This is a genomic window from Shewanella carassii, assembly GCF_019670705.1.
GTDB lineage: Bacteria > Pseudomonadota > Gammaproteobacteria > Enterobacterales > Shewanellaceae > Shewanella > Shewanella carassii.
The window spans coordinates 2150041-2165095 of the sequence record NZ_AP024618.1; the positions used below are offsets into that span (position 1 = coordinate 2150041).

At 50.6% G+C, this 15055-nt stretch carries 13 protein-coding genes; 10 read left to right on the forward strand and 3 right to left on the reverse strand.

The features are described 5' to 3' along the window. Nucleotides 1–67: 67 nt before the first annotated feature. A complete protein-coding gene (locus K5621_RS09790; protein WP_100143606.1) occupies nt 68–340 on the forward strand; it encodes a hypothetical protein in 273 nt (90 codons plus the stop codon). A gap of 128 nt (nt 341–468) precedes the next feature. After that, nucleotides 469–1935, forward strand: coding sequence for a transporter substrate-binding domain-containing diguanylate cyclase (locus K5621_RS09795; protein ID WP_221051062.1), 1467 nt, complete (start codon nt 469–471; stop codon nt 1933–1935). 38 nt (nt 1936–1973) lie between these two features. Here K5621_RS09795 and dgt read toward each other — a convergent pair whose 3' ends face one another. Continuing rightward, nucleotides 1974–3434 carry a dGTPase gene (gene dgt / locus K5621_RS09800; protein WP_280638589.1) on the reverse strand — a complete coding sequence of 487 codons (1461 nt, stop codon included), beginning with the start codon at nt 3432–3434 and terminating at the stop codon, nt 1974–1976. A gap of 187 nt (nt 3435–3621) precedes the next feature. Between dgt and K5621_RS09805 the strand changes: the two genes are divergently transcribed. From K5621_RS09805 to K5621_RS09835, 7 genes are all read left to right on the forward strand, one after another. Beyond that, complete coding sequence (locus K5621_RS09805) at nt 3622–4080, forward strand: hypothetical protein (RefSeq protein WP_100143607.1); 459 nt, start codon at nt 3622–3624, stop codon at nt 4078–4080. Nucleotides 4081–4353: 273 nt separating this feature from the next. Beyond that, complete coding sequence (locus K5621_RS09810; RefSeq protein ID WP_100143608.1) at nt 4354–4776, forward strand: VOC family protein; 423 nt, start codon at nt 4354–4356, stop codon at nt 4774–4776. A 280-nt stretch (nt 4777–5056) separates the two neighbouring features. Continuing rightward, nucleotides 5057–6844 carry a DUF885 domain-containing protein gene (locus K5621_RS09815; protein WP_221051063.1) on the forward strand — a complete coding sequence of 596 codons (1788 nt, stop codon included), beginning with the start codon at nt 5057–5059 and terminating at the stop codon, nt 6842–6844. Between the two features lie 236 nt (nt 6845–7080). Beyond that, nucleotides 7081–7761 (forward strand): response regulator transcription factor, encoded by a 681-nt coding sequence (locus tag K5621_RS09820; RefSeq protein ID WP_100143610.1) that lies wholly within the window; start codon nt 7081–7083, stop codon nt 7759–7761. Nucleotides 7762–7907: 146 nt separating this feature from the next. Then, nucleotides 7908–9035 carry a M14 family metallopeptidase gene (locus K5621_RS09825; protein ID WP_221051064.1) on the forward strand — a complete coding sequence of 376 codons (1128 nt, stop codon included), beginning with the start codon at nt 7908–7910 and terminating at the stop codon, nt 9033–9035. Nucleotides 9036–9044: 9 nt separating this feature from the next. Next, nucleotides 9045–9362 carry a zinc ribbon domain-containing protein gene (locus K5621_RS09830; protein ID WP_100143612.1) on the forward strand — a complete coding sequence of 106 codons (318 nt, stop codon included), beginning with the start codon at nt 9045–9047 and terminating at the stop codon, nt 9360–9362. Then, the gene (locus K5621_RS09835) at nt 9359–9640 is read left to right on the forward strand and encodes a YeaC family protein (protein ID WP_100143613.1); all 282 of its coding nucleotides are present in this window, start codon (nt 9359–9361) and stop codon (nt 9638–9640) included. Before K5621_RS09830 ends, K5621_RS09835 begins: the two co-directional genes overlap by 4 nt. A 65-nt stretch (nt 9641–9705) precedes the next feature. On the opposite strand, the gene ansA is transcribed toward K5621_RS09835, so the two are convergent. Next, a complete protein-coding gene (ansA, locus tag K5621_RS09840; protein ID WP_100143614.1) occupies nt 9706–10722 on the reverse strand; it encodes an asparaginase in 1017 nt (338 codons plus the stop codon). A gap of 112 nt (nt 10723–10834) precedes the next feature. Next, complete coding sequence (sppA, locus tag K5621_RS09845; RefSeq protein WP_100143615.1) at nt 10835–12688, reverse strand: signal peptide peptidase SppA; 1854 nt, start codon at nt 12686–12688, stop codon at nt 10835–10837. Nucleotides 12689–12884: 196 nt separating this feature from the next. Between sppA and K5621_RS09850 the strand changes: the two genes are divergently transcribed. Beyond that, a complete protein-coding gene (locus tag K5621_RS09850; protein ID WP_221051065.1) occupies nt 12885–14906 on the forward strand; it encodes an oxidoreductase in 2022 nt (673 codons plus the stop codon). Nucleotides 14907–15055 lie beyond the last annotated feature (149 nt).

Here is a 15055-nt window from a genome sequence, read left to right on the forward strand (position 1 = left end):
GGCAAGGTCGGGCCCGTCAGGACCTTGGATTCACAGTCAGAAGCGACTTACCGGAGGTAAATGCACTATGACAATCGCTGACGTATTGACAGAAAAACACTCACCACTTTATCACACAGAAGACAAGACGGTTGTTTCCCACACCCAAAGAGACGAGGGCGACTGGGTTCAACACACTCTGATGTTGGAAAATTGCGACGCACCGTTTCGCTTCAAGCGCCCCAAGAAATACCGTTCGCTTAAAGGTTCCCGCGTTTCGGTTGATTATTACCCGCAAACAACCATAGTAGCCGGTTTTGAGATGGAAACCATGAAAGTAGTCAGGATCCGTCGCTGCTGAAAAAAACTGCTGGAAATGCCTAACGAATGTTAATATTTGGTGTGTTTCCGGTGAGTGTTCTTTGAACCCGGGCCAATAACCCGGGTCGAACCCGCCAGTCTCATGCTTTTTAAGGATATTCCGGCCACATGAAGCCTTTCTTTTTAGCTTTGGACCCCGCTCTGAGCAGGTTGTTTTCGTGGTCGCGCTCAGTCGCTGCGGCATGGATGACGCTAACGACTCTGATACTGGTTTTGATATTGTCCCCAGGTTCTCTGCAAGCGGCAGATGAAAATGGACAAACTCCGCAGCATCAAAAACGACAATTATTAATTACTAATTCCAGTTCTTGGAAACCCTTTTCCTATTTGAATGATGCCGGTGAGCCCAGCGGTATTTTGGTGGATATTTGGCGCGAGTATGCCAAGGCCAATCGGGTCGACATACGTTTTATATTGACAGATTGGCAAGGTTCACTGGATTTGGTCCGTAATGGGCAGGCCGATATTCACGCCGGGCTACTCTGGTCTCGGGAGCGAGAGCATTATCTCGATTATGCTCGCGAGTTACTGGGAATAGAAAGCCAGTTATTCTTCAATCAAAAGTTGCTCGGTGTTGAGCCCGATGGGTATCTCATGAATGGCGGTGAGGTTGGAGTCGTGCGGGGCGGTTATGAAGAATCCTTTGTGCGTCAAAAATATCCGCGAGCCAGTGTATTGACCTATGCCAGTAACGAATTGATGCTCAAGGCCGCCTTTGATGACAAGTTAAAAGTCTTTGTTGCCGATCTGCAAGTGGCTAATTTTTATCTTTATACTTCACGCGAACCCGCGCGTTTTATTCCTGTTCGTCATCTTTACAGCGCTCAAATTCGACCCGCAGTGAAAGAGGGCAATCGTGCGCTATTGGAGGAAATCCGTCAGGGACTGGCTCGCATTCCCGATTCAGAATATCAGAGGATCCTGAATCGTTGGATGTACGTGGAAACTGTCTATCCACGCTATCTGCTGCAAAGCGGACTTGCGCTACTCCTGCTCGGGATCCTGATTTATATTGTTGCTCTGCGGCGCACTGTTGCTGCTCGAACCGCTGAACTGAAAGCCGCAAATGCTGAACTGGCTTATTGGGCGACGACAGATGGTTTAACCGGTATAACTAATCGACGGGCCTTTATGGATGCGCTGGAGCGAACGTGTGACAGTCGAAGCTATGACAGTCTGACCTTACTTTTGTTTGATATCGATAATTTTAAGCGGATTAATGATAATTATGGTCATCATATCGGAGATGAAGTCATCAATCTGTTGGCGCAGACTGTGGAGAAGGTGATGCCCGATGGGGCCGTATTTGGACGCATCGGGGGAGAGGAGTTTTGCATCATGTTGCAGGGGATGACTGAGCCCGATGCCCAAACACTGACTTCCATGATATTGAAATCGGTCAATCAGCAGCCTTTTGCCACTAAGGCCGGCAAACTAGCCGTCAGTATCAGCATAGGTGCCGTGTATGTCGGGCCCGGAAAACATGATGCCAAACTGATTCTGGCCGATGCTGATCGCTTGATGTATCAGGTCAAGAATTCCGGGCGTAACGATTTCCTGTTTCGGCATCTTTGACTGAGTCATTCAGAAGGAGCCGCACACCTTGGTAGGTTTTATTCAAGCGCCATCAACAACCTGTATTCATCTAGGGCATATTGGTCTGTCATACCGCTGATGTAGTCTTGCAACAAACGACATCTATGGTAAAACTCAGGATATTGCTTGGCTTGCGTGGCGCGTTTGTAGGTCGCCAGGTGTTTGCCTGGAAGTTTATGGAATAGCCGAGTTTCAATGAGTGCAGTCTTGGGGAGGCCTTGCACCAGTTTGCTAAACTCATCTTCGCCCAATGCCAGCAGGGAGCGATAGTTATCCAGTAAGCCTGTGATGATCCTGTATCCCTGCAGTTCAAGCTTTTCGACTTCTCGGTGACAAAATACTTGCTTAATGGCGACTTGCTTGAGGGTTTCTGTAATAGCGTGTTGATAACCGCCGTCTTCAAGCAGCGACTCGTTCAAGCTGCCATGGTACACGGCGTCAATATTGTCGATAAAGCGTTTGGCGGCATGATTGACCAAGGGATGGATCAGTTTAACCCTGAGAAAGGTAAAAAACTGGCTCTGCTGGTTGATTGCAAGATGTTGCGCGCTGTTGTCTGCGGCTTCAATCGCCTTACTCATAAAATCATTATAAACGTGGGCGTATTCTTTACCGGCTATTTGCCGTAGGTACTCCTCCTGCAGACTCTGTTTTAGGGTATCTAACTCTATAATGCCTTTTTCTACCGCATCTTCAATGTCGGCCAGGCAATATGAAATATCATCGGCGGCCTCCATGATGTAACTCACCGGGTGGCGGCAACCGGGCATTATCTGCAGCGCATCCGTAAGCTCGGCAATCAACCTGGATTCACTGGCGTAATAACCCACTTTTTTCATCAGATAGCTTTGATGTGGTGGAATGTCATCTTTGAGCAATGTGCCTGGACGGGTGTACTTCATTATACCGGCAAGCTGGCTGTAGGTTAGGTTCAGTCCAAGCAAGGCGTGGATCAAGCGAATGCCTTGAGCGTTTCCTTCAAAATGGGACAGATCCTGCATTAGTTCCGGATGCGCTTGGGCGAAACCTTGAGGGGCAAGCTTGGGAAGATGGCGCCCGAACCAATCGCTGATAGCCGCTTCACCGAAGTGGCCAAAGGGGGGATTGCCCACATCGTGCATCAAACAGCTCATTTCCACCAGAGTTTCCAGTTGTCGTTCCAGATATTGCAGGCCCCAGCGTTCTGCATTCTGACCCAGTTGCTTATATATCTTCTGAGCGATAAAGCGGCCCACTTGCTGAACTTCCATCGAGTGTGTCAAGCGACTGCGTACCGCGGCATTGCGCTCCAGCGGAAACACCTGGGTCTTTTGCTGAAGGCGGCGGATCGCCGCCGAGTTAATGATGCGCCCACGATCGCTTTCCAGCGCCAGTTGCAGTTTTTCCGGATTATCTACCCGGGTGTCTTCAGGCTTACCAAAGGGGCGCTGCGCCGTAATTTTACGGCGAAAATCTATCTCTGAATGCTTGTCCGACACTGAAAAACCTCCAATAAGTGTTTGCTTAAGCAAGAAAATGACGTGGTCTTGTATGTTACTCCAATGTGCCACAGTTTACCCTCCGGAACCAATTTGTCGCACTCAATGTAAATTTGCGATGAGTTCGATAGCGAAGTGGGTCATCGCGGAGTAATATCCTGATAAATTCTTTGTCAGAGATGTGTTAATGATCAAATCGTTAAGTGTGATGTTGCTGCTTATTCTGGCTGCAACGCTCGGTTTCCTGATGTTCCATGGCGATGATGCCATGCCGGATGCGCTCAAAGGGGAATGGACTACAGGTTGCCTCAGTGACGGTAAACTGGGAAAAGAGTTTGTCATGCGCTTTGATGAAAACCGCTACCACAGTATTGCCAATCTTTATGACAACAGCCAATGTACGGGAGCGCCCCTGAGCCAAATCAAGGGTAGCGCCTATATCGAGTCCGTAGGTGGAAAAATCACAACGTGTGAAGGTTTGGAAGCTGATAAGGCTATGCTCTACTGGGATGAACTGGGTGATGCCAAGGCGTTTGTCTATTTCATCAATGAACATGGTGAACTTCTTACCGGCCGACCCAATGAGGATAAGAGCGCAACGGCGCAGTGGTGTCTCGATCAAGATGCGAAGTTCCATCGTCGTTGATATCTGAACTCGTTGAAAGGGATGAGTGTTCCGGCGCGTCCAATGATTTTATCTTCTGGAAGCTTATTCTTTGGTCTTTAAGCCGAGCCTTTTTGAGTTTCGCTGATCTAGCCTATGCTGGTGGCCGAGGCATATCTGTTTTCTCAATTGCTAATCTGCACAGGATGAGCCTTGGGGTTCGCGCGTGGGTGAATATTTAAACAAGTTGTTTGTTGACGCCGATTCACATCCGGGCAAATCATTCCTTGGTTTCTTTTGAAGGAGGTACTTCTCATGACAGCGCTTTATAAGGGGCGTCTTATTGATCATATTCAATTGGTTGTAAGTAACCTTGAGGCCAGTTATGACTTTTATAACGCCGTGTTGGCCACTCTTGATATTCCCATTGGTGGCTCGGGAGAGGGATACTTCTGGGCTGATGAATTGCTGGTTACAGCAGTAGATGGCGCTGCCGCCTTGGGCGAGCTTACCGGGCGCCATCATATCGCCTTCCAGGCAAAAGACCCGGGTATGGTGGATAAGTTTTATCTTGCTGCCTTGGCTCATGGCGGTAAGGATAACGGTGCCCCTGGGATGCGTCACTATCATCCCGGTTATTATGCAGCCTTTGTACTTGATCCGGATGGTAATAATATCGAAGCCGTTTACCATGGTGAGGCAATCCGTAGTGCCGATGCGGTAACAGTTACTTTTTAGCGGCGTCCCCCGAAGCAGATAGATGATAGGGTTAATGTTAATGACGCCGATTTTTTGCGTTACTGTTTCGAGGATGCTTTATTCACCCTTCGCAGAAAGGAAGTTGCGCCAACTCAGCGATTAACCAAGGGGTTAAGCGAGGCCGCATTCTGTAACAAAGAATGTCTTTTTAACAACAATTGCTGAAAAGTCGCCGCGTCCATGATTTACTTGCCTACTATGCACCCAAAAACCGATAACAATTCAATTTTTAACACGCGGGTGCCGGGAAGGAAATCATATGAAAAAACTCACCCTGTGCCTGGCGGTGTCACTGGCGCTGACAGGTCTGTCTGCATGTCAAACCCAAGGCTCGCCCGAGGCGATGGCATCTAACCTCTCTGCTGTTGTTAAACAAGATCAGAACCAAGCGTTTAGTGCATTCAGTCAAAGCTTTATCGATTCGCTATGGCAAGTTGCACCGACTTGGGCGCTCTATAACGGCTTTCATCAGTATGATGCCAAACTCCTGGTACCGGATGCGACCAGCCGCACTGCGACGCTGAACTTTATTCAGCAGCAGCGAGCCAAGATGACGAGCTTTGATTTTGCGGCGCTGACAGCGGCCAACCTGATTGACTATCGCTTGATTGAAAATGTTCTCGGCAGCATGGAGTGGGAGATCAAGCGCTTTAAGTCCTGGCAGTGGGATCCTTCCAGTTACAACGTGGCTGGAGGCTTTGCGCAAATCATCAATGAGGACTTTGCACCTCTGGATCAAAGGTTGCGCTCTGTATTGGGACGATTGGAAAATGTGCCGGCCTATTACCGGGCGGCGCAGCAAAACATAAATAATCCCACTCTGGAGCACACAGAGTTGGCCATCATGCAAAATCAGGGTGCCTTTACGGTATTGTCCGATGAACTGCTCGCCAAGGTGGACGCTTCCGGCTTGAACGCTGATGAAAAGGCGTTGTTCAAGCAAAGACTGGCTAATGCCGTGGCAGCCATCGAAGGGCATATCCAGTTTCTAAAACAGCTGCAACAGCAACTTAAGCGCGAAGGCAGCCGTAGTTTTCGGATAGGAGAAGCACTTTATGAGGAGAAGTTTGCCTTCGATATTCAGGCCGGTATGAGCGCCAAGGCCCTCTATGAAAAAGCGCTGGCCGATAAGGCCAGGGTTCAGGGCGAAATGGCGAAAATTACCGATAAGCTCTGGAGCAAGTATTTCCAAGAGCCTAAGCCGCAAGACGAGAAGAAGGCTATCAGGCAGTTGATCGATAAGCTTTCGGCCCGGCATGTTAAGCGGGAAGATTTTGTGGCCGAGGTGAGAGCGCAGATCCCCGAGTTGGTGAAGTTTGTCAATCAACATGACTTGGTGACTCTGGATCCGAAAAAGCCTTTGGTGGTCAGGGAAACACCAGAATATATGCGAGGTTTTGCCGGAGCCTCCATCAGTGCTCCCGGACCTTATGAGAAGGGGGGCAACACCTATTACAACGTGACTCCCCTCGATGGCATGACTGACGAGCAGGCCGAAAGTTACTTGCGCGAGTATAACCACTGGATATTGCAGGTACTGAACATACATGAGGCGATCCCCGGCCATTACACTCAGCTGGTGTACTCCAATGAGTCACCGAGCCTGGTCAAGAGCCTGTTTGGCAATGGCGCCATGGTCGAAGGTTGGGCCGTTTACGCCGAGCGTATGATGCTGGAACAGGGCTATGGCAACTTTGAGCCGGAAATGTGGCTGATGTACTACAAGTGGAACCTCAGGGTGATATGCAACACCATTCTGGACTACAGCATTCAGGTCAAGGGGATGACTGAAGAGCAGGCAATCAAGCTGATGACCGAAGAAGCCTTCCAACAGCAAGCCGAGGCGGAAGGTAAGTGGCGCCGGGCAACGCTGAGCCAGGTACAGTTGACCAGCTATTACGCCGGATATCGTGAAATTTACGATCTCAGGGAGGAGCTCAAACAGCAGCAAGGCAAGGCATTTGATCTCAAGGCGTTCCACGAAAGCTTTCTCAGCTATGGCAGTGCCCCGGTCAAGTACATCAGTCAATTGATACAAGATAATTAGAGCGTTATCCAACAATAAACTGAGTTCACCCTGTGGTATGGCTCTCGGGGTTGGAGTCATTAAACAAGTCGTTCTTACCCTTAGGGACAGTTTGACCCACTGTCCCTTTTTCGTTGTTCCTTGGGCGTGATCCTGCGCACCTCAATCATGACTGGCGGTGGATTTTACTGGCTCATCCGGGGCAATCATGTTAACGTAAATGGTAATGGTTCTTATTCGAGAATTATTTAACGGAAATGACGAAAATATTATTAGTGGATGATGACCTGGAGTTCAGGGACTTACTTAAAGAAACTCTGGAGAGCGAGGGACATTATGTAGTAGCCGCTACTGATGGTTTGGATGCGTTGATGAGACTGGACACCTTTACTCCGGATGTTATTTTGCTCGACTTAATGATGCCCAAACTCAATGGTTTTGAGATGTTGCTTGCCCGTAAGGACAAAACGCCTGTCATAGTAATTTCAGCCATAGACAATGAAGAGGAAAGGATTAAAGGCTATGAACTGGGGGCAGACGATTTCCTGAGTAAACCATTCAGTGTTAAAGAGCTCTTGGTCCGTATTCAAGCACTCATACGACGGATTAATATCTGCAAGGAACAGGAAACTGCCGAACTGACGTTTAACAAGCATATCCAGTTTGACGAGACTGATAACACAGTGGCCATCGCCGATCAGCAGCTGTGCTTGACTCAAACAGAATTTCGTTTGTTCAAATATCTGTTTGATCGTAAGGGACAAGTGGTTACCAAACAGGAGTTACAGCGGCGGGTATTGAAAAAAGAACTGGGTCAGTTTGATCGTAACCTCGATATGCACATCTCCAACACTCGGCGCAAACTGGAGCAGACTCAATTACCTCGAAGCCTTATCAATACTGTGCGCGGCCAAGGATACAGCTTTAACCTCTGGTGAGATGCAACATCTCACCACTCTTTTATTCCAGTATGCAATATCGCTTTGGGTCGCGTTTTCAAGCGCGGCCAATTTGGTTTATCCTATAGTCCACTTGCGCGAGCCATCCGGCTCCACACCCTATAAAAGCAATGAAGGAAAACATCATGCGGATCAGCGCGAATTTTGATGGTGGTAATATTCAAGTCATCAGTTTGGATGACAAGGACGACATCAGACTGGCGATCCGCCCGGATCAGGGCGGAGAGTTCTACCAGTGGTTCAATTTCCGTTTTGAAGGCCAGGTAGGAAACGGTTACACCCTCAATATCATCAACGCCGGCAGCGCCTCTTATCCCAAAGGCTGGGAAAACTACCAAGCAGTTGCCAGCTATGATCGCCAGCACTGGTTCCGTCTGCCCACCAAATATGAAGACGGTAAACTGAGTATCAATGTTGAATTGGACGCCGATGCGATTCAGATAGCCTATTTTGCTCCTTATAGTTATGAGCGCCACTTGGATCTGCTCAGCGCAGTGCAGGTGCATCCTGAAGTGAGTCTGGAACACCTGGGGCTGACCCTGGATGGTCGCGATCTGACCCTGGTCAAGGTCGGTGACGGTGATAGCAGCAAGCGCAACATCTGGATCACTGCCCGTCAGCACCCGGGGGAAACCATGGCCGAATGGCTGGTGGAAGGTTTGTTGTATCGTTTGTTGGACTCGGACGATCCTGTCTCCAAACAGTTGCTGGATAAGGCCAACTTCTATGTTGTACCCAACATGAACCCAGATGGCAGCGCCCGCGGCCATTTGCGCACCAATGCTGCCGGCGTTAACCTAAACCGGGAGTGGCAAACGCCAAGCTTGGAGAAGAGTCCAGAGGTGTACCATGTGGTACAGAAGATGAAAGAAACCGGTGTCGATCTCTTCTATGATGTTCATGGTGATGAAGGTCTGCCTTATGTGTTCTTGGCCGGTTGTGAAGGCATTCCTTGTTGGGATGAGCGTTTGACTCAGTTGCAACAGGAATTTGCCTCGGCACTACTGCTGGTTAGCCCGGATTTCCAAACCGAACATGGCTATGAAAAGGACGAGCCCGGCAAGGCCAACCTGACCATAGGTTCCAACTGGGTCGGTGAAACCTTCAACTGCCTGTCAAACACCTTGGAAATGCCATTTAAAGATAATGATAATCTGGCCGATCCGCTGGTGGGCTGGTCCCCGGAGCGCTGCTTGTACCTGGGTGAAGCTTCTTTGACCGCCATGCTGGCCGTAGTGGATAAACTCAGGTAAGGAGCCGCTATGGCACTGGTTGAATGCCCTTTATGCCGCAAGCGGATCTCCAGTAAGGCACCCAGTTGCCCACACTGCAGTTCCAAGCTGGGCCCCAACACCGAGTCGCTGTCGAGGATCAGCCATATTCAGCAGTCGACCAAACTGATGAATCAGAGCTTTCTGGCTTTGACCCTGTTTATCGCCGGGGTGGTTATCTGGTTCTGGGGTGGGGAAGTCGCCGAAGGTTATCGCGCCATTGCCGGTGCCGTCTGCTTTACGCTCGGTTTCGTGGGCTATCTGATAACCCGGGTACGTATTATTTTGCACAAGCGGAAAAGTGTATGACAGATATCAATAAAGTGATTGAAGAGATGCCGGTTGAGGTCTATGAAAGACTGCGCAGCGCCGCCGAGATAGGTAAGTGGGAAGATGGCACTGTGCTGACCGAGGAGCAGCGGGAAAACACCCTGCAACTGGTGATGCTGTATCAAGCCAGGCGTATGGAACAAACCGAGCACTTCACTATAGGCGCCGGTGGCCAGATCAACGAGCTGTCCAAAGCGCAGCTGAAAAAACAGTTTCGCGGTGAGAGCATTGCTGAATTCAAAGAATCTGATCTTTAATTAATTCTCTGGATTCTAAACATAAAAAGCCCTGTATAAACAGGGCTTTTTGCTATCAATTAAATTCAATCTGCAGTGAGTTCACCACAGAGGTTTTGTTGCATCTGCCGTCTTATCTCTTCGACATCTAACCCTTGAGACAAGAGGTAATGTAACTTGGTCAAGGCGGCTTCGGTGGTCATATCGGCGCCACTGATGACGCCGGCCTTCGCCAAGGCGTTGCCGGTGGCATAACCGCCCATATTGACCTTTCCCTGTAAACACTGGGTCAAATTGATAAGTACAGTGCCCTTGTCGTTGGCTCGCTTGAGAGTTTCCAACAAGGCAGGATCCTGCGGTGCATTACCGACACCATAGGTCAGTAATATCAATGCTTTTACCGGTTGCTGCAATATGTTGTTGAACACCTCGGTGGAGATCCCTGGATACAGGGTGACCACACCTATGGGATGGGGGGTGATGGATGCAACCTTTAATGGTTTATCGCAAGCCGGGGCAATTTTACCGGCGCGCAGACGAATTTTGATCCCGGCTTCCAGCAATAGGGGGAAATTCGGCGAAGCAAAGGCATCGAAGCCATCGGCATGAGCCTTGGTGGTACGGTTACCCCGGAACAACTTATTGTTGAAAAATAGGCAAACCTCGGCAACCGGATAGTTGGCGGCGATATACAAGGCATTGAGTAGATTAGTCTGGCCATCTGAGCGCAACTGCGCCAGTGGTATTTGCGAGCCAGTGACGATAACCGGCTTACCGAGATCTTGCAGCATAAAAGACAGTGCCGAGGCGGTAAATGCCATGGTGTCCGTGCCGTGAAGAATGACAAAGCCATCATATTTGTCGTAGTTGGCTTGAATGTCGTCAGCTATCATCTGCCAGTGGCTGGGAGCCATGTTGGAAGAGTCTATCAGCGGACTGTATTCCTGGATAACGAATGTCGGCATCTCTTCATGGAAAAATTCCGGCATGGAGTTGACGCATTCGGTCAGGAAACCGGCAACAGGGGCAAAGCCGTTGCTGGTTTTTTGCATCCCTATGGTGCCGCCCGTGTATGCGACATAGATGGACTTTCTTTTGCTCATAATCTGGCTTTATTTATCTCTGGGGCAAAACAGAGGCGGGAGTATAGCAAATCAAGCTCCTCAGCATAAGGCGTAAAAAAGCCCGGCTCGCCGGGCTTACAGAGATAGGCTATCAATAACTACAGTTATCACAGTAGAGATAGACACCGTTAGGGTCATCAAAGGCGGCAAATTCTTCCAGCACTTTGCTCCACTGAGTCAGCAATTTTTCCAGTACGCTGGACTGCTTGACACTTTGAGGCAGATAAGCGGAAACACTAGCAAACATCTCCTGAATGAAGAGTTGCTCAGGTGTCAGCTCTTGCTCTATCACTCGGCTGTCGAACTTATCCAGCCCTGCCAGTTCGGCGGCCTTGGCAATGGCGTTATCAAGATCGCCTAGTTCATCCACCAAGCCTAGCTCCAGAGCTTTCTTGCCGGACCAGACGCGGCCTTGGGCAATCTTATCCACCTGCTCGAGTGTCATATTGCGCTCGTTGGCGACCAGTGAGATAAAGTCTTTGTAGCCACGCTCGATATGGCGCTGGATCACCGCCTTGACACCATCGGAAAGTGGCCGGGTAACCGAGAGACCAGCCCAGTCGGAGGTGGCCACTCCATCGGTATTGACACCGATTGAAGACAGGGAATCCTCGAAGGTGGTTATCATGCCGAAGATACCGATGGAGCCGGTCAGGGTAGTGGGAGTGGCATAGATATAGTCAGCGCTGGCCGAAATCCAGTAACCACCGGAGGCTGCCATGCTGCTCATGCTGACCACCACAGGCTTACCGGCTTTCTTCAATGCCAGCACTTCCTGACGAATTTGCTCGGAAGCAAAGGCGCTGCCGCCGGGGCTATCGACCCTCAGCACTACGGCCTTGATCGTGTCATCGAAGCGCGCCTTACGCAGCAGGGCGGAGGTACTTTCGCCGCCAATGTCGCCGGCCGGCTGGCTGCCGTTGAGAATATTGCCCTTGGCCACTATTACGCCAATCTCTTCTGAGGGGACCAGCTCGGGCAGCGGTGCCATCAACGTGGCGTAATCATAGTAGCTGATTTGCTTGAAGCTATCGCCTTCACTGCTTTTGCCTACCAGTTCCAACATCGCCAAGCGGAAGTCTTCGGCGCTGGCCAGTTTATCGACCCACTTGAGGTTAACCGCCATGGTGCCTGAATCGCCGTCGGCTTGTTCCAGCTCTGCCAAATAAGCCGTGGCATTAAGGCCCAGGCTGGATTTGTCTATGCCGCGATTGGCGGCGACAGTCTCTGTGTAACTGCCCCAGATGTCGTTGAGCAGGGCAGAGTTGGCCTCCTTGGCGGCTTCTGACATATCGTCACGGATAAAAGGCTCGACCGCTGACTTGAAAGTGCCGACACGGAAAATGTGCGCCTTGATTTTTAACTTATCCAGCGCTGACTTATAGTATTGACGATAACGACTCAGGCCATCTACCGCCACCATGCCCTCAGGGTTGAGGTAGACAGTATTGGCAAAACTCGCCAGGAAATACTGGTTCTGATCATAGTAGTTACCTATGGCGACCACAGGCTTACCACTGTCTTTGAATTCGTTGAGCGCCTGGCCTATGGCGCTCAGCTTACTCAGGCCGCCATATTGCAGTTCGGATAGATCCAACACCAGGGCCTTGATCCGCTTGTCATTGGTAGCGCTGTTAATGGTATAAAGCACTTCGCTCAATAAGATTTCACCGTTTGCATCAGGCCCTTTGCCTTGGCTTAACATCGCCTCGAACGGGTCAATCTGGCGCTTTTGATCCACTATGCCGCCGGCCAGGTTCAATACCAGCGCCGAGCCATCTTCAACTTGGATTTCATCACTGCTGACCATGGCGATGACCACGGCTATCAAAGCGATAAAGAACAGCGGGAAGAACACTAGGTTCAACACCAGCTTGCGAATGAAGTTGATCACATTCCAGATCAACATCAGGGTATTCTTGGTTGTCAGGGGTTTTGCGGACATAGCCACTCCATTTTTCCATGCATTCTGCTAATGCTAACTGAAAATAACAGCAACGGGAAAACACATTTGTAAGTGATTTTATACGCGTGCTTTTACCGGCTTAGCCGAAGGGAGATCGCAATGCATGCTTTATGTTGAGCTTGATGGCGGCTCAGGTTATGCTGATTTAAATCACTTGTTTAAAAAGGATGTTTTAATGTCGGGCTTTCCTCATTTATTAGAACCCTTGGATCTGGGGTTTACCCAGCTGAGAAACCGGGTACTCATGGGTTCCATGCATACCGGGTTGGAAGAAGAAAAGGGCGGTTTTGAGAAACTGGCACACTTCTACAAGGAGCGGGCGCTGGGTGGTGTGGGTTTGATTGTCACCGGCGGCATAGCGCCAAACTTTCGCGGCCGTTTGGCCCCCAACGCCTGTCAGTTGAGCTTTCCCTGGCAAGTGGGCAAACACCAAATCGTTACCCGCGCCGTGCATGAGGGCGGCGCCAAGATCTGTATGCAGATCCTTCATGCCGGCCGTTATGGCTATCATCCTTTTTCGCTGGCACCGAGCAAGGTCAAATCGCCCATTACCCCATTTACGCCGAGAGCCATGTCTTTGCGGCAAATCCGCGGCACCATAAAGGATTATGCCACCTCTGCCGAATTGGCCAAACGGGCCGGTTATGATGGCGTGGAAGTGATGGGCTCTGAGGGCTATCTCATCAATCAGTTCATCTGTGAGCGGGTCAATCAGCGCAGCGATGAGTACGGCGGCAGTTTTGCAAACCGTATTCGCTTGCCACTGGAAATTGTTCGCGCCATCCGCGCCAAGGTTGGGCCCGAGTTCATCATTATCTTTCGTCTGTCTATGTTGGATCTGGTCGACAAGGGCTCAAGCCTTGAGGAGGTCATTGAGCTCGGCAAAGCGCTGGAACAAGCCGGTGTCACTATCATCAATACCGGCATAGGTTGGCATGAGGCCAGGATCCCGACCATAGCTACCAGCGTACCCAGAGGCGCCTTTGCATGGGTCACTGAACGTTTGAAAAAAGAACTCAGTGTTCCTTTGGTGGCCACCAACAGGATCAATACGCCTGAGATAGCCGAGCAGATCCTCGCCTCGGGGCAGGCGGATATGGTGTCTATGGCCAGGCCTTTCCTGGCTGATCCTGAGTTTGTCAACAAAGCCGCGGCCAATCAAAGCGAAGCCATCAATACCTGCATCGGCTGTAATCAGGCTTGTCTCGATCATACCTTTTCGCTCAAGCGTGCTACTTGCCTGGTTAATCCAAGAGCCTGCTATGAGACAGAGATTAATTTCCCCAAGACTGAGTCACCCAAACGCCTGGCTGTGATGGGCGCGGGCCCGGCTGGGATGGCGTTTGCCGTCTACGCCGCTGAGCGGGGGCACAAGGTGACCTTGTTTGAAGCCCGAGACGAAGTCGGTGGTCAGTTTAACCTGGCGCGCAAGATCCCCGGCAAAGAGGAATTCAACGAAACCATACGTTATTTTAAGAATCGCCTCGCACATTTTAAGGTGGACCTGCGTTTGAATACGCCGCTCAACGCCTCTGTGCTCAGGGATGAGGCTTTTGATGAGTTGGTGGTCGCCAGTGGTGTTGTACCAAGAGCGCTCAACTTGCCCGGGTTTGATTCTCCCAAGGTGGTCAGTTATCAACAGGTGCTGCGGGGCGAGGTGGAAGTCGGCCAGCGGGTGGCACTTATCGGCGCCGGTGGCATAGGTTTTGACTTGGCGCATTTCCTCGGCGAGCAGGAGTCCAGCACGCTGGAGCCGGAGCGCTGGTATCGTCAGTGGGGGATAGACACAAGTTACGCCGAGCGTGGCGGACTGGCCAAACAAGCCCAGGCGCATGCCCCGGCCAGAGAGCTGTATTTGTTGCAACGCAAGAAGAGCAAGCTGGGTAAAGGCTTAGGTAAGACCACGGGCTGGATCCATCGCATGGTGCTTAAGCAGCACAAGGTGACAGAGCTCAGTGGGGTCAGCTATGAGCGCTTTGATGACCAGGGATTGCATATACTGATTGATGACAAGCCGCAGCTGCTGCCTGTGGATACTGTGGTGATCTGCGCAGGTCAGGAATCCAACCGAGTGCTGTTGCCGGAACTGGAAGAGTGCGGCTTGCCAATGCACCTCATTGGCGGCGTTGATGTCGCTGCCGAGTTGGATGCCAAACGCGCCATTCGTCAGGGTGCAGAATTGGCGATGCGGATCTAGTCTCTATCCGGGTTTAGGGAAGGTGCGAATAAGTCCTCTTGGCCTTCTCTTTTGTAGAGACTGGCTTGCACGTTCAAGGCATCAGACTGAAGGCATGCCGAGGCCTGTCAAAGTCGGATTACTTAGCTTAACTCCCCGCCACGGTGGGG

Excerpts from the sequence above, each read along its gene's own strand:
- K5621_RS09850 (WP_221051065.1), top strand. The coding sequence starts at position 12,885 with ATGTCGGGCTTTCCTCATTTATTAGAACCCTTGGATCTGGGGTTTACC.
- K5621_RS09830 (WP_100143612.1), top strand. The coding sequence starts at position 9,045 with ATGGCACTGGTTGAATGCCCTTTATGCCGCAAGCGGATCTCCAGTAAG.
- K5621_RS09790 (WP_100143606.1), top strand. The coding sequence starts at position 68 with ATGACAATCGCTGACGTATTGACAGAAAAACACTCACCACTTTATCAC.
- K5621_RS09835 (WP_100143613.1), top strand. The coding sequence starts at position 9,359 with ATGACAGATATCAATAAAGTGATTGAAGAGATGCCGGTTGAGGTCTAT.
- K5621_RS09820 (WP_100143610.1), top strand. The coding sequence starts at position 7,081 with ATGACGAAAATATTATTAGTGGATGATGACCTGGAGTTCAGGGACTTA.
- K5621_RS09805 (WP_100143607.1), top strand. The coding sequence starts at position 3,622 with ATGATCAAATCGTTAAGTGTGATGTTGCTGCTTATTCTGGCTGCAACG.
- K5621_RS09825 (WP_221051064.1), top strand. The coding sequence starts at position 7,908 with ATGCGGATCAGCGCGAATTTTGATGGTGGTAATATTCAAGTCATCAGT.
- sppA (WP_100143615.1), bottom strand. The coding sequence starts at position 12,688 with ATGTCCGCAAAACCCCTGACAACCAAGAATACCCTGATGTTGATCTGG.
- K5621_RS09815 (WP_221051063.1), top strand. The coding sequence starts at position 5,057 with ATGAAAAAACTCACCCTGTGCCTGGCGGTGTCACTGGCGCTGACAGGT.
- ansA (WP_100143614.1), bottom strand. The coding sequence starts at position 10,722 with ATGAGCAAAAGAAAGTCCATCTATGTCGCATACACGGGCGGCACCATA.
- K5621_RS09795 (WP_221051062.1), top strand. The coding sequence starts at position 469 with ATGAAGCCTTTCTTTTTAGCTTTGGACCCCGCTCTGAGCAGGTTGTTT.
- K5621_RS09810 (WP_100143608.1), top strand. The coding sequence starts at position 4,354 with ATGACAGCGCTTTATAAGGGGCGTCTTATTGATCATATTCAATTGGTT.